The organism is Citrobacter freundii complex sp. CFNIH4, from assembly GCF_002934505.1.
Classification (GTDB): Bacteria; Pseudomonadota; Gammaproteobacteria; order Enterobacterales; family Enterobacteriaceae; genus Citrobacter; species Citrobacter freundii.
Window position 1 is genome coordinate 3618944 of record NZ_CP026231.1, and the last position, 25034, is coordinate 3643977.

The following is a 25034-nucleotide window of genomic DNA, read 5'->3' on the forward strand; positions in this document are numbered from 1 at the left end:
TATTTTGTCAGCCGCACCGGCATAATTCACAGCAATGGCTTAAATAACAGGAAAGCTAATATGACAATTCCGACCAGGAGTCGCTCGGCTGAAAGGTTGGTTGATATTCTGCTGGAGCTTCAGGTGATGCTGCCAACTTACTGATTTAGTGTATGATGGTGTTTTTGAGGTGCTCCAGTGGCTTCTGTTTCTATCAGCTGTCCCTCCTGTTCAGCTACTGACGGGGTGGTGCGTAACGGCAAAAGCACCGCCGGACATCAGCGCTATCTCTGCTCTCACTGCCGTAAAACATGGCAACTGCAGTTCACTTACACCGCTTCTCAACCCGGTACGCACCAGAAAATCATTGATATGGCCATGAATGGCGTTGGATGCCGGGCAACCGCCCGCATTATGGGCGTTGGCCTCAACACGATTTTCCGCCATTTAAAAAACTCAGGCCGCAGTCGGTAACCTCGCGCATACAGCCGGGCAGTGACGTCATCGTCTGCGCGGAAATGGACGAACAGTGGGGATACGTCGGGGCTAAATCGCGCCAGCGCTGGCTGTTTTACGCGTATGACAGGCTCCGGAAGACGGTTGTTGCGCACGTATTCGGTGAACGCACTATGGCGACGCTGGGGCGTCTTATGAGCCTGCTGTCACCCTTTGACGTGGTGATATGGATGACGGATGGCTGGCCGCTGTATGAATCCCGCCTGAAGGGAAAGCTGCACGTAATCAGCAAGCGATATACGCAGCGAATTGAGCGGCATAACCTGAATCTGAGGCAGCACCTGGCACGGCTGGGACGGAAGTCGCTGTCGTTCTCAAAATCGGTGGAGCTGCATGACAAAGTCATCGGGCATTATCTGAACATAAAACACTATCAATAAGTTGGAGTCATTACCGAGTTTGTCTTAAAGCAAAATCTAGCCGTGTTAATTGCCAATAAAAACGCGACGCTGGAAAGCGTTGCTCAGGAGATAGTCTCTATTCCCGCTGCACTGGTGCGGATGAAATGGCAAAATCGGCGTGAAATTTACACGCTACAGGCTAAAGAAGAGATCTACGGTGCCGCGATCGAAGCCATTATGGAGCAGCAACCAGAACTGCGGGACAAAATCATGGCCCGACTGGAAAGCACCTACCAGCATATACTCGCGCGGGAAACAGCCACCTTACGCCTGACACGAAAGCTGTCTGAAGGGAACTACGAACCCACCAGGATAACCACGGTCGCGTTAGACGAGAACAGATAAGAACAGGTATGCGAGAGAGTTGAATCAGGAGATGCACGCCGGGTAAGGCGGCAACCATTACCCGGCAATGAGGAGGATTACTTCGCTTTCACAGTCTCTTCGCCAACCAGACCAATCTTCAGGAAGCCCGCCTGATGCAGCGTATCCATAACCTTCATCATGGTTTCATAATCAACGGTTTTATCTGCCCGGAAGAAAATGGTGGTGTCTTTCTTCCCATCTGTCAGTGCATTTAACTCGCTAATCATGGTGTCATCCGTCACCTGATTGTTGCCAATAAACATACTTTTATCGGCTTTAACAGACAGGTAAACCGGTTTTTCCGGACGCGGCTGCGGCGTGCTGGTGGAGGCAGGAAGATTCACTTTCACATCCACCGTTGCTAACGGTGCGGCCACCATAAAAATGATCAATAAAACCAACATAACGTCGATAAACGGCGTCACGTTGATTTCATGCATTTCACCGTTATCGTCCAGGTTTTCATTAAAGCTCATTGCCATGGAACATTATCCTACACGTAATTTCTGCGCTGCACGTACCGGATGCGCGGATGCGCTTGCGTTCAGGTCCAGATCGCGACTTTGCAGTAACAGCACCTGTGCCGCGACGTCACCCAGCATCGCTTTATAGCTGCCAATCTGACGTGCGAAAATGTTGTAGATAACAACCGCTGGAATTGCTGCGACCAGACCAATTGCGGTCGCTAACAGCGCTTCTGCAATACCCGGCGCAACAACGGCCAGGTTGGTCGTTTGAGTTTGTGCAATCCCGATGAAGCTATTCATGATGCCCCATACGGTACCGAACAGACCGACGAATGGAGAGATAGCCCCGATGGTGGCCAGGTATCCGTTACCACGTCCCATATGACGACCTACCGCCGCCACACGACGCTCCAGACGGAAGCCGGTACGCTCTTTAATGCCTTCGTTATCGTCACTGCCTTCTGACAGTTCCAGCTCGTTTTGCGCTTCGTTAATCAACTGTGCGCCCAGGCTTTTGCCATCGAATCCTGCGGCAATCTCACTTGCCAGATCTAAAGAGCGGGCTTCCGCCAGCAGTTGCTGTTCACGCTTAAGGCGGCGTTTCTGAGTAAAGAACTCAAGGCTCTTACTAAAGAAGATAGCCCAGGTGACCACTGACGCCAAAATCAGCCCAATCATCACGCACTTAACCACGATATCGGCGTGCTGATACATACCCCAGACGGAAAGATCCGTCTGCATCAAATTATTACCCACTCTGTATCTCCAGGACGCAAATCACAAAATCTGAGCGTAATGATATCAAAAAGACGTCGAATTGATAGTCGTTCTCATTACTATTTACATATTGCCGCACCTTTGGTTTCTTTTCCTTGCGCTTACGCAGTAAAAAAGTCACCAGAAGCATTTTGAGATTATTTTCTACTGTATGACCGTTCTGCAGGATGCGTCATCTTTGATTCATGGTAGTTTAGACATCCAGACGTATAAAAACAGGTAAGACAACATGGCAGATAAGCAACTTGAAACCAAGCTCGTTCACGCAGGACGCAGTAAAAAATACACGCTGGGCTCGGTAAATAGCGTGATCCAGCGTGCTTCTTCGCTGGTGTTTGACACCGTGGAGGCCAAAAAGCAGGCCACACACAACCGTGCCAACGGTGCGCTTTTCTATGGACGTCGCGGAACCCTGACGCATTTCTCTCTGCAGGAAGCGATGTGCGAACTGGAAGGCGGCGCGGGTTGCGCCTTGTTCCCTTGCGGTGCGGCTGCCGTTGCCAACACCATCCTCGCTTTTGTGGAGCAAGGCGATCATGTGTTGATGACCAATACCGCCTATGAACCCAGTCAGGATTTCTGCACCAAAATTCTCGGCAAGCTTGGCGTGTCCACCGGCTGGTTCGATCCGCTGATTGGCGCCGATATTGTGAAGCACATGCAGCCGAACACCAAAGTCGTATTTCTGGAGTCGCCCGGTTCTGTCACCATGGAAGTGCATGATGTTCCGGCTATTGTTGCCGCAGTCAGAAGCGTAGCACCTGACGCAATCATCATGATTGATAACACCTGGGCTGCCGGGGTGCTGTTCAAAGCGCTGGATTTTGGTATCGATATTTCTATTCAGGCAGGCACCAAATATCTGATTGGCCATTCCGACGGCATGGTCGGCACGGCGGTATCTAACGCCCGCTGCTGGGATCAACTTCGCGAAAATGCGTATCTGATGGGGCAAATGCTGGACGCCGATACCGCCTATATGACCAGTCGTGGGCTGCGTACGCTGAGTGTGCGCCTGCGTCAGCACCATGAAAGCAGCTTAAAGGTCGCCGAGTGGCTGGCCAGCCATCCGCAGGTCGCCCGCGTGAACCACCCGGCACTGCCCGGCAGTAAAGGGCATGAATTCTGGAAGCGTGATTTCACCGGCAGCAGCGGCCTGTTCTCCTTTGTATTGAATAAGAAACTCAATAATGAGGAGCTGGCCGCGTATCTGGATCACTTCAGCCTGTTCAGCATGGCCTACTCCTGGGGCGGTTTTGAGTCGCTGATTCTCGCCAACCAGCCGGAGCACATTGCGGCAATCCGTCCGCAAGGCGAGGTTGACTTCAGCGGAACGCTCATCCGTTTACATATTGGTTTAGAGAATGTTGACGATCTGATTGCCGATTTGGCCGCAGGATTTGCCCGAATCGAGTAAAATTGCCACAGATGGACATATATGCAGACACTTCTGGTGGAAAAGTCTGCAATTGTTGCGTCCGGGATCAAGGCATCCCGGGCAATTCAGGAGTACAATCCACATATAAACGCTGTTCCACAGGAAAGTCCATGGTAGTCATTCAAGATATTGTCTCCGCGCTCTGGCAACACGATTTTGCCGCACTGGCGGATCCGCACGTTGTGAGCGTGGTGTACTTCGTCATGTTCACCACACTGTTTTTAGAAAATGGCCTGCTGCCCGCCTCCTTTTTACCCGGAGACAGCCTGTTATTACTGGCAGGAGCGCTGATCGCTCAGGATGTGATGAGTTTTTTACCTACCATAGCTATTCTGACTGCCGCAGCCAGTCTGGGCTGCTGGCTGAGCTACATTCAGGGACGCTGGCTGGGCAACACGCGCACGGTGAAAGGCTGGCTGGCGCAATTACCTGAAAAATACCATCAACGCGCTACCTGCATGTTTGACCAACACGGGTTGATGGCGCTGCTTGCCGGGCGTTTCCTGGCGTTCGTCCGTACCTTGCTGCCAACGATGGCGGGCATTTCAGGGCTTCCTAACCGTCGGTTCCAGTTTTTTAACTGGCTGAGCGGACTGCTGTGGGTCACCGTCGTTACCAGTTTCGGCTATGCGCTGAGTATGATCCCGTTCGTCAAACGTCATGAAGATCAGGTGATGACCTTTTTAATGATCCTGCCGATTGCCCTGTTAACCGCAGGTCTGTTGGGAACGCTGTTCGTGGTGATTAAAAAAAAATACTGTAGCGCCTGAGTATTAGCCGTATGCCGGAGTCACTCCGGCATTTCATTGATGGCGCACAGCTAGCTTTAAAGCCGACAAGAAATCAACTCCCCTGCATCATACGAATTCTTGCCGCATCTTCCCCCGGCGTTACGCCAAAGAAACGTTTGAACTCCCGACTGAATTGCGATGCGCTCTCATAGCCGACGCGCATTGCAGCCGCACTGGCCTTCATTCCATCGTGGATCATCATCATCCGTGCTTTATGCAGGCGATAGCTCTTCAGATATTGCAGCGGCGAGGTACTGGTCACCGCTTTAAAATTATGATGAAACGCCGATACGCTCATGTTCGCCTCTGCCGCCAGCTGTTCTACATTGAGGTTTTCGGTGTATTTGGTTTCAATCCGCTTGAGTACCCGGCTTATCAAACTGAAATGCGTCTGGCGACTTACCAGCGCAAGTAACGCGCCACCACGCGGCCCGGTCAGCACATGGTAGAGGATTTCGCGAATGATCTGTTTACCCAGAATACGCGCATCCAGCGGTCGCTCCATCACATCCAGCAGGCGCTCAGCAGCACAGAGAATTTCGTCTGAGAGCATCGCAGAGTTAATCCCACTGGCAGCCATAGCGGGCTGGAACAGCTCGTCTTCCCCAATGTCCATCAACAGCTCCTGCAATTGCAGGATATCGACATTCAGGTAAATACCGGCCAGAGGAATCTCCGGCGTCGCATACGTTTCACATTCGAAGGGTAAAGGTACGGTTAGCAGCAGGTATTCGTTGGCGTCATAGCGAAATACGCGCTCATTAATGTAACCAATTTTATGTCCCGAAAAGAGAAATATGATGCCTGGCTGATACATGACTGGTGTACGCGCCGCCGGCTCCGTACCGTGTAGCAGGCGGACATCTGGCAGCAGTTCGCTAAGTTTATTTTCATTGTTTTTCAGATGCTTAATTTTATCTGTCAGCAGAAGGCAGATCTCATCACGGTTCATGGGGCACCATTTCATTATCGTTTTTCGACCCTGTCATAATGCGCAGATTTATCCGTTTTCTCCAGCAGTCTGTAGAAATGGGCAAGACATCGGCAGAAATGAGCATTGAGAGCAGCGCGGCGGGCGACCACAATGTTCATCATCCGGCAGACACTCTCCTGCCCTCTTTTATTACCCACCAAAGGGAACGAGCAATGAACAACTTTAATCTCCATACCCCAACACGTATTTTGTTTGGTAAAGGCGCGATTGCTGAGCTGCGCGATCAAATTCCTCAGGACGCTCGCGTACTGGTTACTTACGGCGGCGGCAGCGTGAAAAAAACAGGTGTCCTGGCACAAGTTCAGGACGCGCTGAAAGGTCTGGACGTGCTGGAGTTTGGCGGTATCGAGCCAAACCCATCTTATGAAACGCTGATGAACGCGGTAAAAATCGTGCGTGATGAGAAAGTGACGTTTCTGCTGGCAGTAGGCGGCGGTTCCGTGCTGGACGGCACCAAATTCATCGCGGCTGCTGCACAGTACGCTGACGGCATCGATCCATGGCGTATTCTGGAAACCCACGGCAACGACGTAACAAGTGCCATCCCGATGGGCTCCGTATTAACCCTGCCTGCAACCGGCTCTGAATCTAACTCCGGCGCGGTAATTTCGCGTAAAACCACCGGCGATAAACTGGCCTTTATGACCCCGTTTGTGCAGCCAGTATTTGCCGTACTGGATCCGGTTTACACCTACACCCTGCCGCCACGTCAGGTTGCAAACGGCGTCGTGGATGCGTTCGTTCATACCGTTGAGCAGTATGTGACTTATCCGGTCGACGGGAAAATTCAGGATCGCTTTGCCGAAGGCATTCTGCTCACACTGGTAGAAGAAGGTCCGAAAGCCTTGCAGGAACCGGAAAACTACAACGTGCGTGCGAACGTCATGTGGGCGGCAACCCAGGCGCTGAACGGTCTGATTGGCGCAGGGGTACCGCAGGACTGGGCAACGCATATGCTGGGCCATGAGCTGACTGCAATGCACGGTCTGGATCATGCTCAAACACTGGCCATCGTTCTGCCTGCGCTGTGGAATGAAAAACGTGATACCAAGCGTGCCAAACTGCTGCAATACGCAGAGCGTATCTGGAATATCACCGAAGGAAGCGATGACCAGCGCATCGACGCCGCCATTGCCGCAACCCGTGCTTTCTTCGAACAAATGGGCGTACCGACTCGCCTGTCTGACTACGGTCTGGACGGTAGCTCCATCCCGGCGCTGCTGGAAAAACTGCAAGCGCATGGCGGTACGAAACTGGGCGAACATCAGGACATTACGCTTGAGGTCAGCCGTCGGATTTACGAAGCTGCCCGCTAAGGTTTTTTAACCTCCGCCTTTCGTTTTTGGGTATTTATACCAGACTTAAGTCACACCTATGTCACCGGAGTATGTTCCGGTGACAGTCATTAAGGGGAGGAATTATGACCACTCCAACCATTATCAAACTACAGGATGGTAATGTCATGCCGCAACTGGGCCTGGGGGTCTGGAAGGCAAGCAACGAAGAAGTCATCACTGCCATTCATAAAGCGCTGGAAGTGGGGTATCGCTCAATTGATACCGCGGCAGCGTACAAAAACGAAGAAGGTGTCGGCAAAGCAATACGTGACGCAGGCGTGCCACGGGAAGAGTTATTCATTACCACCAAGCTGTGGAATGATGACCAGAAACGCCCCCGGGAAGCCTTGCTCGAAAGCATGGAGAAACTCCAGCTTGATTACCTCGATCTGTACCTGATGCACTGGCCAGTTCCGGCGATCGACCACTACGTTGAAGCGTGGGAAAACATGATCGACCTGCAAAAAGAAGGGCTGATTAAGAGCATCGGCGTGTGCAACTTTCAGATCAACCATCTCCAGCGGCTGATGGATGAAACCGGCGTACCTCCGGTGATTAATCAGATAGAACTTCACCCGCTCATGCAGCAGCGCCAGCTGCACGCCTGGAACGCCACACATAAAATCCAGACCGAATCCTGGAGCCCGCTGGCGCAGGGCGGCAAAGACGTCTTCGATCAAAAGATAATCCGTGACCTCGCAGAGAAATATGGCAAATCACCGGCGCAGATTGTCATCCGCTGGCATCTGGATAGCGGCCTGGTGGTGATTCCGAAATCGGTCACCCCTGCGCGTATCGCAGAAAACTTTAACGTCTGGGACTTCCGCCTGGATAAAGATGAATTAGGCGAAATCGCGAAACTCGATCAGGGCAAGCGTCTGGGGCCAGACCCGGACCAGTTCGGCGGTTAACCCCTTCCCTCCAGCCCGACACTCTCGTCGGGCCTTTACTGATTTGAAATATCAGGAAACAATTCACGCACATATATTGTTGTATTTCTTGCAGTCACTGGAGCAGCATTGCGCAACATAACCTGTTAATTATCAAATAAATATATTTATTTGATGAATGTATTCACCATATCCATAGGTGCGTAACCGTGACTGAGAAAAAAGGTAGCGGAGTCAAATGGCTCCCATTAATTTTTATAACATTCATTTCTGCCGGGCTGTGGCAACTTACCCCTCCATCCGGGTTAAGTGCGCCAGCCTGGCATTCGGCAATTATCTTCGTTGCGACGATTGCTTCTATCGTGGCAAAAGTTTTACCCATCGGCGCGGTCGGCATTATTGGGATTACGGTTTTTGCACTCGCCTATGCGGCCGGGGATAAAACCGCCAGCGGCGCTATCACCACAGCGCTAAGCGAACTGAACAGTTCACTTATCTGGCTTATCGTCGTGGCTTTTATGATTGCCCGCGGTTTTATCAAAACTGGCCTCGGACGACGCATTGCGCTGCAGATGATCCGTCTGCTCGGCAAGCGCACGCTGGGACTCGCCTATGGTCTGGCTTTTGCCGATCTGATCCTCTCCCCGGCAATGCCGAGTAATACAGCACGCTGCGGCGGCGTCATCTATCCGATTGCCGACTCTCTGGCACGCAGTTTCCATTCGAACCCGGAAGATGAGTCCCGCAGTAAAATCGGTACCTTTCTTATCACCTGCATTGGCAACGTCAACGACGTCACCGCCGCGCTCTTTATGACCGGTTATACCGGCAACCTGTTGGCGGTGAAGTTGGCGGCCAATGCGGGCGTCACGCTGACCTGGGGCAGCTGGTTTATGGCGGCGCTGCTGCCATGCCTTGTGTCCTTACTGCTGGTTCCACTGCTGGTCTACTGGATCGTGCGCCCGGAAATAAAGCACACGCCGGATGCCCCGAACCTGGCGCGCAAAGAGCTGGCGGAAATGGGCAGTATGTCTCGCGGCGAATGGCTAATGCTGGTTACCGTCGGCGTACTGCTGGTGCTGTGGATTTTTGGCGATACGTTAGGCGTCGACGCCACTACAGCCTCGTTCGTGGGACTGTCCATTTTATTGCTAAGCGGCGTTCTGAGCTGGGAAGATGTGAAAAGCGAGAAAGGCGCATGGGACACGCTGATTTGGTTTGCCGCACTGCTGATGATGGCGAACCAGCTGAAAAAACTAGGTTTCACTACCTGGTTTGGCAATCTGATCGGCGATAGCCTGAGCAGTACTATGCACGGTACCAGTTGGGTGATCGTCCTGTTGCTGCTGAATGCCGCCTACTTCTATACCCACTACTTTTTTGCCAGCGGTAATGCACAGATTGCCGCGCTGTACGCCGTTTTCCTCGGCGTCGGACTGCATCTGAATATCCCCGCAGCCCCCACGGCGTTAATGCTGGCCTTCACCAGCAGTTTGTACTGCTCGCTCACCCAGTACACCCACGCTCGCGGTCCAATCCTGTTTGGTGCCGGGTACGTTCCAACGGGCGTCTGGTGGCGCACAGGATTTATCATCAGCCTGTTTAATCAGGCGGTCTTTATTACCGTGGGTCTAATGTGGTGGAAGGTGTTGGGTCTGTACTAAACTGACTGCGTCCTGACGAATACCTTACCTACGGAGAAAAGGAATGACCTGTATTTTCTGTCAAATTGTTGAAGGTAAAGCACCCTGCCATAAGGTCTGGGAAGACGAGCACCATCTGGCTTTTCTGTCAATTTTCCCGAACACCGACGGTTTTACCGTGGTGATCCCGAAAAAGCATTACCCCAGCTATGCCTTCGATATGCCGCCGCAGGCATTGGCTGACCTGATGATGGCAACCCAAAAAGTGGCTAAGAAACTGGATAAGGCTTTCCCGGATGTCAGTCGTACGGGGATGTTCTTCGAAGGTTTCGGCGTAGACCATGTGCACAGCAAATTAAGCCCCATGCACGGCACTGGCGATCTAACTCACTGGAAACCGATTGAGTCGCGGCAGACCAAATTTTTCGAGCAATATGAAGGGTATCTGTCATCACACGATCATGAACGGGCGGATGATGCAAAACTGGCCGCATTAGCGGCCAGAATTCGTGAGGCATAAATACTGAGCATTTCTGCCGGATGGCGGTGCAAGCACCTTATCCGGCCTACAAAATCGTGCTATTCGTAGGCCTGATAAGCATTTCACCACCGGGCAAAGCAAATTAACGTCCCGCTACTTTCCCGCGTTTTTTGTTTGCGGCAGGGGTCTGGCGCTGGTGCGCCACCGGGGTGTGCTTGGTCAACGCCGGACGGGTATGACGATTCTGGCGACGTGCTTCGCGCATCTCTTCCAGCGTAGGCGCCGGAACCAGACATTCACGACGACCGCCGATCAGATGCTTTTTACCCATGTCTTCCAGCGCCTGGCGGATTAACGGCCAGTTAGCTGGATCGTGGTAACGCAGCAGGGCTTTATGCAAACGGCGCTGCTTATCACCTTTCGGCACCACCACGTCTTCACTCTTATAACCAATTTTACCCAACGGGTTTTTCCCGGTGTAATACATGGTTGTGGAGTTCGCCAGCGGCGATGGATAAAAGTTCTGCACCTGATCCAGACGGAAACGACGTTGTTTCAGCCACAGCGCCAGATTCACCATATCCTCGTCACGCGTACCCGGGTGCGCGGAGATGAAGTACGGGATTAGGTACTGTTCTTTACCCGCCTGTTTAGAGTAGGTATCGAACAACTCCTTAAAGCGATCGTAGCTGCCCATCCCCGGCTTCATCATCTTCGACAGCGGACCTTCTTCAGTATGCTCTGGCGCAATCTTCAGATAGCCGCCAACGTGGTGGGTCGCCAGCTCTTTGATATAGCGCGGATCTTCAACCGCGATGTCATAGCGCACACCGGAAGCAATGAGGATCTTTTTAATGCCTTTCAAATCACGCGCCCGGCGATAAAGGTTAATCGTCGGTTCGTGGTTAGTGTCCATATGCGGACAGATATCCGGGTAGACGCATGACAGACGACGGCAGGTCTGCTCCGCACGCGGTGACTTACAGCGCAGCATATACATGTTCGCCGTTGGGCCGCCGAGGTCGGAAATCACGCCGGTAAAGCCCGGAACGGTGTCGCGAATGGCTTCGATTTCATTGATGATCGAGTCTTCAGAGCGGCTCTGGATGATGCGGCCTTCGTGCTCGGTGATCGAACAGAACGAACAGCCGCCAAAGCAGCCACGCATAATGTTGATCGAGAAACGGATCATCTCATAGGCAGGAATGCGGCTGTCGCCATACGCCGGATGCGGCACGCGCTTGTACGGCAGCGCAAAGACGCTATCCATCTCTTCGGTAGACAGCGGAATGGCTGGCGGGTTGATCCAGATGTAGCGATCGCCGTGCTTTTGCATCAGCGCACGCGCGCAGCCAGGGTTGGTTTCGTGGTGCAGGATACGCGACGCATGCGCATACAGCACTTTATCGCCCTTCACTTTTTCAAAGGACGGCAGCAGCACGTAGGTTTTTTCCCACGGTTTCGGACGCGGCGGCTGTACGGTTACCGCTTTCGCTTCCTGCTTTTTCGGTGCGACCGGTTTGTTGTCAGCACACGGCAGATCTTCGCCGTACGGATGCGGGATCGGATCAATCTTGCCCGGCGTGTCGAGACGCGTGGAATCCACCCCACTCCAGCCCGGCAGCGCTTCTTTAACCATAATAGCGGTGTTACGCACGTCGCGGATCTGATCGATGGTTTCGCCCATCGCCAGACGATGCGCCACTTCTACCAGCGGACGTTCGCCGTTGCCGAACATCAGCATGTCGGCTTTGGAATCCACCAGAACAGAGCGACGAACGGTATCAGACCAGTAGTCATAGTGCGCGGTACGGCGCAGGCTGGCCTCAATGCCGCCGAGAATAACCGGCACATCTTTCCATGCTTCTTTACAACGCTGGGTATAGACCAGCGTGGCGCGGTCCGGGCGTTTACCTGCTACGTTGTCTGGTGTGTAGGCATCGTCATGGCGCAGTCGGCGATCGGCGGTGTAACGGTTGATCATCGAGTCCATGTTGCCTGCGGTCACACCAAAGAACAGGTTCGGTTTACCCAAACGCATAAAATCGTCTTTGTTGTTCCACTCCGGCTGGGCGATAATCCCTACACGAAAGCCCTGCGCTTCCAGCATACGACCGCATATTGCCATGCCAAAGCTCGGATGATCGACGTATGCATCGCCGGTAACCAGAATGATGTCGCAGCTATCCCAGCCTAGTTGGTCCATTTCGTCGCGTGACATCGGCAAAAACGGTGCCGGGCCAAAACAGGCAGCCCAGTACTGCGGCCAGGAGAAAAGGTCTCTGTCCGGCTGGATCAGGGATATTGCGCTCATAATGCTTCCAAAAATGGTAAAAAAATAATCAAAGGCCGGGGATTATACGCTGTATGTCGACAAGAAATGAAGTGGAGTCTGAACCAGGGCAGTAGAAAGTTATATAAATTGTTAAATTTTACGACGCTCATTTTTATCAATCATAATTAACACCATGCCGGCCAGCTGAGATAACTCTTTTTCGGCGGGGGATTTTTCATTGCGACTCAACGATTCACTGCATATTTCCCAGCTACGGGTTGTTGTTCACCTGTGTGGGTTTCTGGTTCTTCTCTACAGCTTTTCTATGCTGCCACCGATGACCATCGCTTTGTTAAACAAAGAGCGGAGCTTGTTCGCTTTTTTCAGCACATTTATGACTTTCTTCACCCTCGGCGGCGGGGCGTGGCTGGCAACCAAACATGCGGGTATTCAACTGCGAACACGAGATGGTTTCGTTATTATCGTCCTGTTCTGGCTGTTGTTTTCGTTTATCAGCGCGATGCCGATGTGGATGGACGATGGCTTAAACCTCTCCTTTGCGGATGCCCTGTTTGAAGGGGTTTCCGGGATTACCACCACGGGCGCAACGGTAATTGGCGACGTCAGCGCGATGCCGAAGTCGTATCTCTACTATCGGGCCCAGCTTAATTTTATTGGTGGCCTGGGTGTTATTGTCCTCGCCGTGGCGGTATTACCGCTTTTGGGTATCGGCGGCATGAAGCTGTATCAGTCTGAAATGCCGGGTCCCTTCAAAGAAGAACGACTCACGCCAAGACTTGCTGATACTGCACGTACGCTGTGGCTGACCTATGTCATTCTGGGTCTAATCTGTACTCTGGCCTACTGGGCTGCCGGGATGTCGTTCTTCGATGCCTTATGCCACGGGCTGTCGACGGTTTCTCTCGGCGGATTTTCCACTCGCAGTGAAAGCATCGGCTTCTATAACAGCCATGCGATCGAGCTGGTCGCTGGGGTGTTTTCCCTGTTGTCTGCGTTTAACTTCACCCTCTGGTACGTGGCTATCGTGAAACGTACCTTCAAACCCTTTCGTCGTAATGCCGAACTGCGTTTCTTTTTGCTTATTGCGTTGGTTGTCACTCTGATCGCCACCTGGCAAGTTTGGCGGGCAGGCATGTACGGATTAACGGACAGCCTGGTGCATGCTTTTTTTCTGGCAAGTTCGATGCTGACAGATAATGGCCTGTCGACGGCGGATTATGCGCAGTGGCCTTCGCACACGATCTTCATGCTGCTCAGCGCCAGTTTCTTCGGCGGTTGTGTGGGATCGACCTGCGGGGGGATTAAGGTGCTGCGTTTTTTGATTATGTTCAAGCAGTGCCGTCAGGAGTTACACCAGCTCGCGCATCCCCGTGCCCTGCTGAACATTAAAGTGGGCAATAGCGTGGTAAGCGACCGGGTGGTGCGTTCGGTATGGAGCTTTTTCTTTCTCTACGTTTTGTTCACCAGCTTTTTTATCTGGGCGCTCAATCTGATGGGCTACGATCTCTTCTCCTCTTTTGCCACCGTCGCCGCCTGCATCAACAATATGGGGCTAGGATTTGGCGTCACCGCCACAACATTTGGCACCTTAAATGAGGAAGCAAAGCTACTGATGTGCGCGGCTATGATCATGGGGCGTCTGGAGATTTACCCCATTCTGATCCTGTTCTCGCGCATGTTCTGGCGGGCATAACGGAAATCCCGGCGCATTACGGCGCCGGGTTCACCAACATCTGTCCGATTGAGCCACGATCTGCCATTTCCAGCGTCTGGCTATTAAAGTAGAACGGGAAATGGGCCCAGGAAGGCTGTCCGTAATAAACCAGTAATTCAACCTGGCCGTCAACCCAGACGGTATCTTTCCAGCCTCTGTCTTCCGGGAACGGCATCGCGCCATTCACATTACGGATCAGGAACGAGACGCCTTCAATATGGAAGGACTGGGGCATATCCGCCCGCACCGTCCAGCGCTCCCAGGAGCCCTGCTGAGCGGTAATATCCATACGATTGACGTCCCACAGCTGACCGTTGATGCCAGGGTCATCGTCCAGGCTGATATCACGGCTGCGAATCGGCGAACCGCTGAGGATTTCCGTTGGCAGCAGGCGCATTGGCAGGCTGTCAGTCACCAGCGGCAGAAGCCCCGTTGGACGCAGAGTCAGCACCAGCGTGGAGATGAGAATACTGGAAGGCTCAAAGAACCCGCGGATCCTGTCGACAATACTGGCTGCCTCGCCACAGGTGATAGAGACCTCATTACCGTTCGTCATATCCACCAGGATCTCACGACGCTCGCCAGGCGCCAGCGAGAGCTGTTTCACCGAAACGGGCGCAGGTAAAAAGCCCTGATCGCTGGAAATCACATGCAGCGCACGGCCATCGCTCATTTGCAACTGGTAACGACGCGAGTTTGAAGCGTTCAGTAAACGCAAGCGCACCCAGCCGCGGGAGACTTCGACATACGGGCTTTGCGCCCCATTGACAAGCAGCGTATCACCGACAAAGCCACCGCTGCCGGGCTCGCTGTATTCCGGCGTGCCAAAGTTGTCCAACCGCTTGTCCTGGATAATGACCGGAAAATCATCCACGCCATAGTGGTTGGGAATAGACAGTGATTTACTCACTTCATCTTCAACCAGCCACATCCCGGCAAGGCCGTTATAGACCTGCTGAGCAGTACGATTTGGCGTATTGGCGTGATACCACAACGTGGCGGCATTCTGGCGAATCGGTAGCACCGGCGCCCAGTCAGCATTCGGGGACATCATGCGCGCCGGGCCGCCCATCAGCGGGCCTGGTACCTGTAACCCGGCGACGGTCATCGAGACATTCTCAGTCAGACGGTTGCTGTAGATAAGCTTGACGTCATCCCCTTTCCAGACGCGAATTGTCGGTCCCAGGTAGCGGCCGTTAATTCCCCAGACAGGTGCGCGCGTGCCTTGTGTAAAGGACCAGTGCGCACGTTGCAGCGTCATAAATAGCGGCTGCCCCCGGCGGGATTCCAGCAGCGGAGGCACAGGTAACGGTTGTTGCTGACCGGCAGCATTAGCCTTCAGCGGAACAGCACCTGCACACAGTGCGATCCCCGATGCCTGAATGAACTGACGCCGACTGAATGACATATAAACTCCATAAAAAACTGGCTATTAACACGCAGGAAGTCATTTCCTGTAAAAAACCCGAATTGCGCGGATTAAACCTTACCGGCGGCTTCCCGCTCAGCAACTTCTTTATCGAGCTCTGCGATTTTTTGTTCCATCAACGTGCGGCAATGTGCTGCCAGTTCACGAACCTGATCTTTGCCAAAGTGGCTAATATCCACCGGCGGCAACATCTCGACAATCGCCAGACCATTATTGAGTCTGTTTAATTTTATCTTGTTCGAGGTTGTGGAAACGCATACCGGAATGACCGGGACACCAGCAGCAATCGCTGCATGGAACGCGCCGGTTTTAAACGGAAGCAGACCGCGACCGCGGCTACGCGTTCCTTCCGGGAACATCCAGATAGAAATGCGGCGTTTTTTGAAATGATTCACCACGGCAGCAATGGTGCTGTGCGCTTTTGCGCGGTTATTTCTGTCAATCAACAGGTTACCGGTTAACCAGTACAGCTGCCCGAAGAAAGGGATCCACAGCAGGCTTTTTTTACCCACCGTCACCGTCGGCGGTTGAACGATATTCGCAGCAGTAACCATGTCATAGTTGTTCTGATGGTTACAAATATAGATAGCATTACCATAGTTCTGCGCGTCTGCCGGCATGCGGCACTCGACCTTCAGACCATAAAGGGGAGCCAGGCGGCCAAACATATGACCGAACGTTGCAACGTGTTTTGGATTTCGCGGGCTGAACAGACAGTATATGCAACCGAAAATACAGACCAGAACGCAGTAAATAACAGTAATAATTAAACGAAAAATATATAGCATAACAACCTCTAAGGCCTAAGAGCCTGGCATTTTACGTCACCTGATTCATCACGCGGTATCAGGTTAGGGCTTTGTTAAGGGCGGCTCTCTGGAAAAGCGTATTGTTAATCGCAACGCACGAATAAACAACGGTTTCACGGGAATTTTTAACGTTGGCTCTCCCTGGGCTTTAACAGGGAGAGCCGGACGGTAGCGTTATTCTTCGCTGTCGCCGTGACTGGCGCGTCGAGGCGAGTCAATCTCAATGCTATCGATACGCTGCAGACCACGCATTAGCGTGCCGCGACGGCCACGCTCGCCGGTCACTTTCTGCAACTCTTCGGGACGCAGTTTGATTTTGCGCTTACCGACGTGGATAGTCAGCGTGCTCTGCGGCGGCAGCACGTAAAGTTGCGCCAGACCATCCTCGCCTTTCGCCGCTTCCGCTGAAGGGATATTAATGATCTTGTTCCCTTTGCCTTTCGACAACTGCGGTAAATCGCTCACTGGGAACATCAACATGCGACCAGCCTGAGTAATCGCCAGCAGCATATCGGTTTCATCTTCAATCACCACCGGCTGCATGACACGCGCATTCTCTGGCAGCGTAATCAATGCCTTACCTGCACGGTTACGTGCTACCAGGTCATTGAAGGTGCAGACAAAACCATAGCCCGCATCCGATGCCATCAGCAGTTTCTGATCATCGCCTTCCATCAGCATGTGCTCAACCGTCGCGCCCGGCGGCAGAGTGAGCTTCCCGGTCAGCGGTTCACCCTGACCGCGCGCCGACGGCAGCGTAATCGGATCGATGGCATAGCTGCGGCCGGTCGAGTCCACGAACACCACCGGCTGATTGCTCTTACCCTTCACTGCCGACTTAAAGCTGTCGCCCGCTTTATAGCTTAATCCCGGCGCATCGATGTCGTGGCCTTTCGCGCTACGCACCCAGCCACTCTGGGACAACACAATAGTCACCGGCTCAGACGGCAGCATGTCGTGCTCGCTCATCGCCTTCGCTTCTTCGCGCTCCTGCAACGGAGAACGACGATCGTCGCCATAGGCCTCAGCGTCAGCCTGCAGCTCTTTCTTCAGCAGGTTATTCATTTTACGTTCAGAAGCCAGAATGGCCTGCAACTGATCGCGCTCTTTCGCCAGTTCATCCTGCTCGCCGCGGATTTTCATCTCTTCGAGTTTGGCAAGATGGCGCAATTTCAGCTCAAGGATGGCTTCAGCCTGGGTTTCAGAAATACCAAACCGCGACATCAGCTCTGGCTTAGGTTCATCTTCATGACGAATAATTTCGATTACTTCGTCAATATTGAGGAACGCCACCAGTAAGCCTTCAAGGATGTGCAGGCGCTTGAGCACTTTTTCCAGACGATAATTCAGGCGGCGGCGCACGGTATCGCGGCGGAACGCCAGCCATTCGGTGAGGATCTCCAGCAGGTTTTTCACCGCCGGACGACCATCAAGACCGATCATATTCAGGTTGATGCGGTAACTTTTTTCCAGATCGGTGGTGGCAAACAGGTGGTTCATCACCTGCTCCATATCCACGCGATTGGAGCGCGGGACAATCACCAGACGAGTCGGGTTTTCGTGATCCGATTCGTCGCGCAGGTCGTCTACCATCGGCAGCTTTTTATTGCGCATTTGAGCAGCGATCTGCTCAAGCACTTTTGCCCCAGAAACCTGATGCGGCAGCGCGGAAATCACCACCGCGCCGTCTTCTTTCGTCCATACCGCACGCATACGTACGGAGCCGCGTCCGTTTTCGTAAATCTTACGAATCTCCGCGCGCGAGGTAATGATCTCCGCTTCGGTCGGGTAATCCGGCCCCTGCACGATATCCAGCAACTGATCCAGCGTCGTTTTCGGCTGCTCAATCAGAGTAATCGCTGCTTTTGCCACTTCACGCAGGTTGTGCGGCGGAATGTCCGTTGCCATACCAACGGCAATACCGGTCGTACCGTTGAGCAGAATATTTGGCAGACGCGCAGGCAGCATCTTCGGCTCCTGCATGGTGCCATCGAAGTTCGGCACCCAGTCCGACGTGCCCTGACCGAGTTCACCCAGCAGGACTTCCGCATATTTAGACAGGCGGGATTCGGTATAACGCATCGCCGCGAAGGATTTCGGATCGTCCGGCGCCCCCCAGTTCCCCTGCCCGTCAACCAGCGGATAACGGTAAGAGAACGGCTGCGCCATCAGCACCATCGCTTCATAGCAGGCGCTGTCGCCGTGCGGATGGTATTTACCCAGCACGTCACCGACGGTACGGGCGGATTTTTTAAATTTGGCGCTGGCATTCAGCCCCAGTTCGGACATCGCGTACACGATGCGACGCTGAACGGGTTTCAAACCATCGCCAATAAACGGCAACGCCCTGTCCATGATGACGTACATGGAATAGTTCAGATAGGCGTTTTCCGTGAATTCATGCAGCGCCAGGCGCTCTGCCATATCGCTCATTAATCGTGGTTCCTCAACTTTGTACCCCTCTATTGAAGGGCAATATTGCCGCAGATACTACCCTATCTGGCGTGTTGAGTCACAAAGAAAAGGGCCGCGAATGCGGCCCTGATGGGGATTACTTAGCAACTTTGGTAATCTGTTTCACGTCGATTTCAACGGAGTTCCAGTCTTTATCCACTTCACCCTGGATTTCAACCACATCCTGCGGTGTGACGGTTACGCCGTTCCAGCGCTTGTGGTCGATATCCACATTCACTGTGCCGGTCGCATCTTTAAACACATACAGGTCGTCGGAAATACGCTCAACGATGTTCCCGCGCAGGGTAACCCAGGTGTCATCACGCAGTGATTTGGCGCTTTCTACTGTCGTGCTGCTACCGTTAGGGCCGACAAATCCGCCGTTTTGGCTCTGCGTAGTGGTTGTCGTTGGCCCAGAGAAGCCGCCCTGCTGAACTGCCAGAACAGGTGCGGAACACAGTGCCATTACGGCAACCATTGCAGCTAATTTTTTCATCGTCATGTCTCCCTTTCATGTTGGTTTACGACTATTAAATAAGTTAATCCTTAACAATTTCTTAAGGCAAAAAAAGATACTTTTTTTACTGTACAGAGACTGTAGCCACAGGTTTACTGACTGCAAATGAGTTATCGCAGGGAAGAACATATGCGTATTTTACTGATCGAAGATGACACGTTGATTGGCGATGGCCTGAAAACAGGTCTGAGTAAAATGGGTTTCAGCATTGACTGGTTTACCGAAGGCCGCCAGGGGAAAGAAGCACTCTACAGCGCACCTTATGATGCGATAATCCTCGACCTGACACTGCCAGGCATAGACGGACGGGACATTTTGCGAGAATGGCGAGCTAACGGGAAGCAGGAGCCGGTACTGATTCTGACCGCTCGCGACGCGCTGGCGGAACGCGTTGAAGGCCTGCGCCTGGGCGCAGATGACTATCTGTGTAAACCCTTTGCGCTGATCGAAGTTGCTGCCAGACTGGAGGCGCTGGTGCGTCGTGCCAGCGGCCAGGCCAGCAACACATTGCGCCATGGCCAGGTAACGCTCGATCCTGGCGCATTGGTCGCCACGGCGGCGGGTGAACCTTTGTCACTCAAACCTAAAGAGTTCGCACTGCTGGAACTGCTGATGCGCAACAAAGGTCGCGTCCTGCCCCGCAAACTGATTGAAGAAAAACTGTATACCTGGGACGAAAATGTCTCCAGCAATGCGGTTGAGGTCCACGTTCATCACTTACGCCGTAAGCTCGGCAGCGACTTTATCCGTACCGTGCATGGCATTGGCTACACCCTGGGTGACGCATGAAACTCACACAACGCCTCAGCCTGCGCGTCAGGCTAACGCTTATTTTTCTGATTCTGGCATCAGCCACCTGGGCCGTATCCAGTTTTGTGGCCTGGAGGCAGACTACCGATAATGTCGATGAGCTGTTTGATACCCAACTGATGCTGTTCGCCAAGCGGCTTAGCACGCTGGATATCAGCGATGTCACCACCTCAAGCAATATGGCCCGCACGCCAAAGAAACTGAAGCATGGCCATATTGATGACGACGCACTGGCGTTTGCCATCTACTCCACCGACGGCAAAATGGTGCTACACGATGGCGATAATGGCCAGGATATTCCCTACAGCTACAGCCGGGAAGGGTTTAGCGACGGCCAACTCAGGGGCGACAGCGATTCCTGGCGCTTCCTGTGGCTAAATTCCGCTGATGGGAAATATCGCATTGTGGTGGGCCAGGAGTGGGAATATCGGGAGGATATGGCGCTGTCGATCCTTACTGCACAATTAACCCCGTGGCTGGTTGCGCTGCCGCTGATGTTGCTGATCCTGGTGGTCATGCTGAGTCGCGAACTCAGGCCGCTAAAAAAACTGGCGCAAGCTCTGCGCTGGCGCGCCCCGGAATCAGAAGAGCCGCTCGACCCGAAAGGTGTGCCAAGCGAAGTGCGCCCGCTGGTTGAATCGCTAAATCAGCTGTTTATCCGCATCCACTCAATGATGGTGCGTGAACGCCGCTTCACTTCTGATGCCGCCCATGAGCTGCGCAGTCCGTTGACCGCGCTGAAGGTGCAAACCGAAGTGGTGCAACTGTCAGACGACGACCCGCAAACGCGGGAAAAAGCGCTGGCGCAGCTACATGCGGGAATTGAACGCGCCACCCGACTGGTCGATCAGCTCCTGACGCTTTCGCGCCTCGACTCCCTCGATAATCTTCAGGATGTGGCGGAAATTTCATTGGAGGAGCTACTGCAATCCGCGGTGATGGATATCTACCACCCGGCCCAGCAGGCGCACATTGACGTACGTTTGCAGATTAACGCACACAATATTATGCGCACAGGACAGCCGCTGTTGCTGAGTCTGATGGTACGAAATCTGCTGGATAATGCCATTCGCTACAGTCCGCAGGGGAGCATTGTGGAAGTGACGCTCAACGCCCGCAATTTCAGCGTCAAAGATAATGGTCCAGGCGTTGCGCCGGAGGTACTTACACACATCGGTGAACGTTTTTATCGTCCACCGGGACAAAGCGTGACCGGCAGCGGTCTCGGCCTGTCAATTGTCCGCCGTATCGCAACATTGCATGGAATGTCAGCCTCGTTTGGCAACGCTTCGGAAGGCGGGTTTGAAGCTAAGGTCAGTTGGTAACTGCATTATTATTGCTCAAATAGCAAAAGACTTTGCACATTTTGCTAATTTCACCGCACCGCTGGTGGGGGTAAAATCGTCCTCAAACGTATTTCCTTGAGGACACAAAATGAGCAACATTCTGATTATCAACGGGGCGAAAAAATTCGGCCATTCTAATGGCCAACTGAATGACACCCTGACCGAGGTCGCGGACGGTATCCTGCGCGACCTCGGGCATGATGTTAAAGTCGTACGCGCGGACAGCGATTATGACGTAAAAACAGAAGTGCAGAATTTCGTCTGGGCCGATGCAGTTATCTGGCAGATGCCAGGCTGGTGGATGGGCGCACCGTGGACCGTGAAAAAATACATCGATGACGTGTTTACCGAAGGTCACGGCACGCTGTACGCCAGCGATGGCCGCACACGTTCAGATGCCTCTAAAAAATATGGCTCCGGCGGGCTGATTCAGGGCAAAAAATACATGCTGTCCCTGACCTGGAACGCACCGATGGAAGCCTTCACTGAAAAAGACCAGTTCTTCCATGGCGTTGGTGTTGATGGCGTCTATCTCCCGTTCCATAAAGCAAACCAGTTCCTGGGAATGGAAGCGCTGCCGACCTTTATCACCAATGATGTGATTAAAATGCCGGACGTCCCGCGCTATATCGCAGAATATCGCAAGCATCTGACCGAAATTTTTGGTTAACTGGTAACCTGGAATTAGAAGGAGTTAACCATGCTTACCGTTATTGCAGAAATCCGTACACGTCCAGGTCAACATCACCGCCAGGCGGTACTGGATCAGTTTGCTAAAATCGTTCCGACCGTACTGAAAGAAGAAGGCTGCCACGGCTATGCGCCGATGGTGGATCATGCCGCAGGTGTGAGTTTTCAGACCACAGCGCCAGATTCAATCGTGATGGTTGAGCAGTGGGAAAGCATCGCGCATCTTGAAGCGCATTTGCAGACCCCGCATATGAAAGCCTACAGCGAAGCCGTGAAAGGTGACGTGCTGGACATGAATATTCGAATTCTGGAGTCGGGTATATAAGGTTGTCGATTTGCCGGATGAGGCGTTTTAGGCCACCATCCGGCATTCAACCGCAGCGCCACCGGGCACTCCTTACCAGTAGAGCTTCCAGCTCTGAGTGAAGCGCATTAACGCTTCAACGTAGAAATAATCCCCCCAACTTGCACACTCATCGACCCCTTTGTTGCTCGACAGGTGATACACCGAGTGTTTCAGTAGCCCGTTCCCCTGTTCATCTTTACCCATCAGATAATGCCTGGTCAGCGAAGACATGATCCCCATCGCCCACTGCTGGTAGCACTCGCGATCCGGATCGGTCACCGGCAGATGTTTAATCAGCTCCAGCAGACCACAGACGGCAATCGCCGCCGAAGATGAATCGCGCAGCGCATCGGTTCCGACTAATGCCAGATCCCAGTGGCAAACGGCATCTTCCGGCAGGCGATTAAGAAAGTAGTTGGCCAGCTTTTTCGACAGCTGCACCATTTGTGTATCGCCAGTGTAAATATAGCTCAGCAGAAAACCATAGATCCCCCATGCCTGCCCACGCGACCAGCAAGAATCATCAGCATAGCCCTGCTGCGTATTACCGTAACGCGGTGCTCCGGTTTGCACGTCCATATAGTAGGTGTGGAAGGTCGACGCATCCTGGCGGATCAGATATTTGGCTGCCTGCGCAACGTGGGCCTTCGCCGCATTCGCAAAACGCGGATCGCCCGTTTGCTCGCTAGCCCAGTACAGCAGCGGCAGATTCATATTGCAGTCAATGATCATCCGTCCGGCCTGATCGGGATCGCGAAGATCGCCCCACGCCTGGATGATCTGCGCCTTTTCATGAAAACGCTCCAACAGCGCTTCTGCCGCCATCAGGGAAAACCCTCGAGCATCGCGATTGCCGGTCAATCGCCAGGCCGCCACACAGGAAAGCGTGTAGAGGAATCCCAGGTCGTGGGTGTTGGTATCGTGGCGTCCGGCAATACGCAGACCAAACGAACGCACATGCTTCTCCGCCATCTCACGAAATTTGCTCTCACCACTCATTTCCCACGCCAGCCATAATTGCCCGGTCCAGAAGCTGGTCGTCCATTCCACATTCTCTGTCAGTGGGTAATAACCTTGCACACAGGTTTCGGCAGGAAATTGTTCACCGAATTCCGTTAAATGACGGCTAATCAATTCGAGGACATCTTCTCGGGCGCAACTTATTTGATCCTGAAAACTGCCGGGATTAACCGGACTGCCAGGAAATACGCGCAACGATTCCTCAACGATATGATTTAACATATTTCGGTTCCTTATGACGTAAATTATTTTGCAGGGGTATTTTCAGCAATATCGAGAGCGATATTTTTGCCACGTTTGCTCTGACAGGCTGATAAAGTAAATGCCGATATCAATGTAAAGGTCAGCGCCACAATGCCCATAATGATATATGTCTTCTCAAAGCCTATCCGGTCGTACATTAATCCGGCAGGAGAGGAAACCACCACGTTACCGACATACAGCATCGCCTGATAACCCAGTAAATACATGGTCGCATTGACACGTTTATCAAAATGCTCGGCAATATATTTGAAGACGGAAACCAGTAATAAACAGATCTCCAGACCGTATAGCGGCTTCAGCACAGAAATTAATAAATGAGAGTCACATAGCCCAGATATCACCAATCGCGCACCCACCAGCGCCCCAACAATCAGCAGACAACGCTTCGCGCCAATATAATTGACGAATAGCGGAATGACCATGTACATGACAAATTCCATTCCCGACTGCACGGTGCCCAGATAACCAAAGACGGCGTTCCCTTCATGTACATCGGCAAAGAAAGTGACGAAGTAGCGGGAGAACTGCTGCTCCGCGATAAACATCATCCACGCCACGCCCGCAACGTACAGGCAGAATGCCCAAAATTTGCGATTACGCAGCAGGGCGTAAACATCCGTCGGGGAGATTTTCTCTTTAGTTATCACCTCCGAGGCGTTGGCCGCATTGACATTGACTTTCAGACTCACCAGAACAACCAGCATCACCACTGACGTCAGGCTGCCGAGCATAAAGTTATAGGCCGGTGAGAGGTTAAACAGCAGGCCAGAGAACGATGACGCCACCGCCCAGCCAAGCGACCCCCACATACGGATCTGCCCAAACTCCATGCCGTTCAGACGGCTGTAGCGGTCAGAATAAGATTCACAGGCCGCCACCCCGGCATACCACGCAAAGCTCAAGTAAATCGCGCCAACTATAATACCCAGCATGGTATTGGAGAGTAATAATGGCTGATAGACATAAATAAAAAACGGTGCCATTAACGCTGACATCACTACGACGAAATAGAGCAGATATTTGCTCATACCTATTTTATCGAGGATATAACCATAAATAGGCTTCAGAATAACCGAGAAAATACCATTCACAGCAAATACGGTGCCAATCACTGTACCGCTCAACTGCGCTTTTTGCCCCAACCAGATAGCCAACAAACCAATACTTGCGGACCAGGTAAAGAAATAAAGGAATATAAAACTGCTTATTTTATAATATTCAGTCCGATTTCCCGTTGAATTATTTTTCATACCACCCTC

The 25034-nt window shown here is 52.7% G+C and carries 23 protein-coding genes; 13 read left to right on the plus strand and 10 right to left on the minus strand.

The annotated features are described in order from the left end of the window. Positions 1-177 precede the first annotated feature (177 nt). Positions 178-875 (plus strand): IS1-like element IS1B family transposase gene (locus C2U41_RS18560; protein WP_095033700.1). Its coding sequence is split into 2 segments (ribosomal slippage): positions 178-427 and positions 427-875, totalling 699 coding nucleotides; the frame shifts between segments, so codons are not numbered across the junction. 9 nt (positions 876-884) lie between these two features. Beyond that, positions 885-1241, plus strand: coding sequence for a cytoplasmic protein (locus C2U41_RS18565; protein ID WP_103848580.1), 357 nt, complete (start codon positions 885-887; stop codon positions 1239-1241). 77 nt (positions 1242-1318) lie between these two features. Here C2U41_RS18565 and exbD read toward each other — a convergent pair whose 3' ends face one another. Both exbD and exbB read right to left on the minus strand, forming a co-directional pair. Next, a complete protein-coding gene (gene exbD / locus C2U41_RS18570) occupies positions 1319-1744 on the minus strand; it encodes a TonB system transport protein ExbD (protein WP_003024505.1) in 426 nt (141 codons plus the stop codon). Between the two features lie 6 nt (positions 1745-1750). Beyond that, positions 1751-2485, minus strand: a complete 735-nt coding sequence (gene exbB / locus C2U41_RS18575; RefSeq protein WP_103848579.1) for a tol-pal system-associated acyl-CoA thioesterase — start codon at positions 2483-2485, stop codon at positions 1751-1753. Positions 2486-2735: 250 nt separating this feature from the next. Here exbB and metC point away from each other — a divergent pair, with 250 nt between their 5' ends. Continuing rightward, on the plus strand, positions 2736-3923 hold the full coding sequence (gene metC, locus C2U41_RS18585; protein WP_003024509.1) for a cystathionine beta-lyase: 1188 nt from the start codon (positions 2736-2738) through the stop codon (positions 3921-3923). A gap of 131 nt (positions 3924-4054) precedes the next feature. Beyond that, a complete protein-coding gene (yghB, locus tag C2U41_RS18590; RefSeq protein WP_103848578.1) occupies positions 4055-4714 on the plus strand; it encodes a DedA family general envelope maintenance protein YghB in 660 nt (219 codons plus the stop codon). A 73-nt stretch (positions 4715-4787) separates the two neighbouring features. On the opposite strand, the gene C2U41_RS18595 is transcribed toward yghB, so the two are convergent. After that, positions 4788-5687 (minus strand): AraC family transcriptional regulator, encoded by a 900-nt coding sequence (locus C2U41_RS18595; RefSeq protein WP_103848577.1) that lies wholly within the window; start codon positions 5685-5687, stop codon positions 4788-4790. Positions 5688-5881: 194 nt separating this feature from the next. Between C2U41_RS18595 and yqhD the strand changes: the two genes are divergently transcribed. From yqhD to C2U41_RS18615, 4 genes are all read left to right on the plus strand, one after another. Next, positions 5882-7045, plus strand: coding sequence for an alcohol dehydrogenase (yqhD, locus tag C2U41_RS18600; RefSeq protein ID WP_003838168.1), 1164 nt, complete (start codon positions 5882-5884; stop codon positions 7043-7045). Positions 7046-7149: 104 nt separating this feature from the next. Further along, positions 7150-7977: a 2,5-didehydrogluconate reductase DkgA gene (gene dkgA, locus C2U41_RS18605; protein ID WP_003024520.1), complete on the plus strand. Its 828-nt coding sequence runs from the start codon at positions 7150-7152 to the stop codon at positions 7975-7977. A 188-nt stretch (positions 7978-8165) separates the two neighbouring features. Beyond that, complete coding sequence (locus tag C2U41_RS18610) at positions 8166-9620, plus strand: DASS family sodium-coupled anion symporter (protein WP_103848576.1); 1455 nt, start codon at positions 8166-8168, stop codon at positions 9618-9620. A gap of 43 nt (positions 9621-9663) precedes the next feature. Continuing rightward, positions 9664-10119, plus strand: a complete 456-nt coding sequence (locus C2U41_RS18615; RefSeq protein ID WP_003024529.1) for an HIT family protein — start codon at positions 9664-9666, stop codon at positions 10117-10119. Positions 10120-10222: 103 nt separating this feature from the next. On the opposite strand, the gene C2U41_RS18620 is transcribed toward C2U41_RS18615, so the two are convergent. After that, a complete protein-coding gene (locus tag C2U41_RS18620; RefSeq protein WP_003024532.1) occupies positions 10223-12394 on the minus strand; it encodes a YgiQ family radical SAM protein in 2172 nt (723 codons plus the stop codon). A 199-nt stretch (positions 12395-12593) separates the two neighbouring features. Between C2U41_RS18620 and C2U41_RS18625 the strand changes: the two genes are divergently transcribed. After that, positions 12594-14069 (plus strand): TrkH family potassium uptake protein, encoded by a 1476-nt coding sequence (locus C2U41_RS18625; RefSeq protein WP_016150983.1) that lies wholly within the window; start codon positions 12594-12596, stop codon positions 14067-14069. A gap of 16 nt (positions 14070-14085) precedes the next feature. Here the strand turns inward: C2U41_RS18625 and ftsP are convergent, their stop codons facing one another. The 4 genes from ftsP to C2U41_RS18645 all read right to left on the minus strand — a co-directional run bounded on the left by ftsP (position 14086) and on the right by C2U41_RS18645 (position 19278). After that, a complete protein-coding gene (gene ftsP / locus C2U41_RS18630) occupies positions 14086-15498 on the minus strand; it encodes a cell division protein FtsP (RefSeq protein WP_003024538.1) in 1413 nt (470 codons plus the stop codon). 71 nt (positions 15499-15569) lie between these two features. Then, the gene (gene plsC, locus C2U41_RS18635) at positions 15570-16307 is read right to left on the minus strand and encodes a 1-acylglycerol-3-phosphate O-acyltransferase (protein WP_003024540.1); all 738 of its coding nucleotides are present in this window, start codon (positions 16305-16307) and stop codon (positions 15570-15572) included. 195 nt (positions 16308-16502) lie between these two features. Further along, on the minus strand, positions 16503-18761 hold the full coding sequence (parC, locus tag C2U41_RS18640) for a DNA topoisomerase IV subunit A (RefSeq protein ID WP_003024543.1): 2259 nt from the start codon (positions 18759-18761) through the stop codon (positions 16503-16505). A 118-nt stretch (positions 18762-18879) separates the two neighbouring features. Further along, positions 18880-19278, minus strand: coding sequence for a YgiW/YdeI family stress tolerance OB fold protein (locus tag C2U41_RS18645; protein WP_103848575.1), 399 nt, complete (start codon positions 19276-19278; stop codon positions 18880-18882). 150 nt (positions 19279-19428) lie between these two features. Here C2U41_RS18645 and qseB point away from each other — a divergent pair, with 150 nt between their 5' ends. The 4 genes from qseB to C2U41_RS18665 all read left to right on the plus strand — a co-directional run bounded on the left by qseB (position 19429) and on the right by C2U41_RS18665 (position 22470). Next, complete coding sequence (gene qseB, locus C2U41_RS18650; RefSeq protein WP_032937384.1) at positions 19429-20088, plus strand: quorum sensing response regulator transcription factor QseB; 660 nt, start codon at positions 19429-19431, stop codon at positions 20086-20088. After that, positions 20085-21434, plus strand: coding sequence for a quorum sensing histidine kinase QseC (gene qseC / locus C2U41_RS18655; protein WP_103848574.1), 1350 nt, complete (start codon positions 20085-20087; stop codon positions 21432-21434). Before qseB ends, qseC begins: the two co-directional genes overlap by 4 nt. A gap of 109 nt (positions 21435-21543) precedes the next feature. Continuing rightward, complete coding sequence (locus C2U41_RS18660) at positions 21544-22125, plus strand: NAD(P)H-dependent oxidoreductase (protein ID WP_003838153.1); 582 nt, start codon at positions 21544-21546, stop codon at positions 22123-22125. 30 nt (positions 22126-22155) lie between these two features. Continuing rightward, positions 22156-22470: a putative quinol monooxygenase gene (locus C2U41_RS18665; RefSeq protein WP_003024557.1), complete on the plus strand. Its 315-nt coding sequence runs from the start codon at positions 22156-22158 to the stop codon at positions 22468-22470. A 72-nt stretch (positions 22471-22542) separates the two neighbouring features. On the opposite strand, the gene C2U41_RS18670 is transcribed toward C2U41_RS18665, so the two are convergent. Together C2U41_RS18670 and C2U41_RS18675 are read right to left on the minus strand one after the other, a co-directional pair. Beyond that, positions 22543-23733 (minus strand): glycoside hydrolase family 88 protein, encoded by a 1191-nt coding sequence (locus C2U41_RS18670; RefSeq protein ID WP_003846324.1) that lies wholly within the window; start codon positions 23731-23733, stop codon positions 22543-22545. A gap of 23 nt (positions 23734-23756) precedes the next feature. Continuing rightward, positions 23757-25025: an oligosaccharide MFS transporter gene (locus C2U41_RS18675; RefSeq protein ID WP_103848581.1), complete on the minus strand. Its 1269-nt coding sequence runs from the start codon at positions 25023-25025 to the stop codon at positions 23757-23759. Positions 25026-25034 lie beyond the last annotated feature (9 nt).

Excerpts from the sequence above, each read along its gene's own strand:
- C2U41_RS18665 (WP_003024557.1), top strand. The coding sequence starts at position 22,156 with ATGCTTACCGTTATTGCAGAAATCCGTACACGTCCAGGTCAACATCAC.
- qseB (WP_032937384.1), top strand. The coding sequence starts at position 19,429 with ATGCGTATTTTACTGATCGAAGATGACACGTTGATTGGCGATGGCCTG.
- C2U41_RS18645 (WP_103848575.1), bottom strand. The coding sequence starts at position 19,278 with ATGAAAAAATTAGCTGCAATGGTTGCCGTAATGGCACTGTGTTCCGCA.
- plsC (WP_003024540.1), bottom strand. The coding sequence starts at position 16,307 with ATGCTATATATTTTTCGTTTAATTATTACTGTTATTTACTGCGTTCTG.
- metC (WP_003024509.1), top strand. The coding sequence starts at position 2,736 with ATGGCAGATAAGCAACTTGAAACCAAGCTCGTTCACGCAGGACGCAGT.
- C2U41_RS18670 (WP_003846324.1), bottom strand. The coding sequence starts at position 23,733 with ATGTTAAATCATATCGTTGAGGAATCGTTGCGCGTATTTCCTGGCAGT.
- parC (WP_003024543.1), bottom strand. The coding sequence starts at position 18,761 with ATGAGCGATATGGCAGAGCGCCTGGCGCTGCATGAATTCACGGAAAAC.
- dkgA (WP_003024520.1), top strand. The coding sequence starts at position 7,150 with ATGACCACTCCAACCATTATCAAACTACAGGATGGTAATGTCATGCCG.
- exbD (WP_003024505.1), bottom strand. The coding sequence starts at position 1,744 with ATGGCAATGAGCTTTAATGAAAACCTGGACGATAACGGTGAAATGCAT.
- C2U41_RS18615 (WP_003024529.1), top strand. The coding sequence starts at position 9,664 with ATGACCTGTATTTTCTGTCAAATTGTTGAAGGTAAAGCACCCTGCCAT.
- C2U41_RS18595 (WP_103848577.1), bottom strand. The coding sequence starts at position 5,687 with ATGAACCGTGATGAGATCTGCCTTCTGCTGACAGATAAAATTAAGCAT.
- C2U41_RS18675 (WP_103848581.1), bottom strand. The coding sequence starts at position 25,025 with ATGAAAAATAATTCAACGGGAAATCGGACTGAATATTATAAAATAAGC.
- C2U41_RS18620 (WP_003024532.1), bottom strand. The coding sequence starts at position 12,394 with ATGAGCGCAATATCCCTGATCCAGCCGGACAGAGACCTTTTCTCCTGG.
- yqhD (WP_003838168.1), top strand. The coding sequence starts at position 5,882 with ATGAACAACTTTAATCTCCATACCCCAACACGTATTTTGTTTGGTAAA.
- C2U41_RS18660 (WP_003838153.1), top strand. The coding sequence starts at position 21,544 with ATGAGCAACATTCTGATTATCAACGGGGCGAAAAAATTCGGCCATTCT.
- qseC (WP_103848574.1), top strand. The coding sequence starts at position 20,085 with ATGAAACTCACACAACGCCTCAGCCTGCGCGTCAGGCTAACGCTTATT.
- ftsP (WP_003024538.1), bottom strand. The coding sequence starts at position 15,498 with ATGTCATTCAGTCGGCGTCAGTTCATTCAGGCATCGGGGATCGCACTG.
- yghB (WP_103848578.1), top strand. The coding sequence starts at position 4,055 with ATGGTAGTCATTCAAGATATTGTCTCCGCGCTCTGGCAACACGATTTT.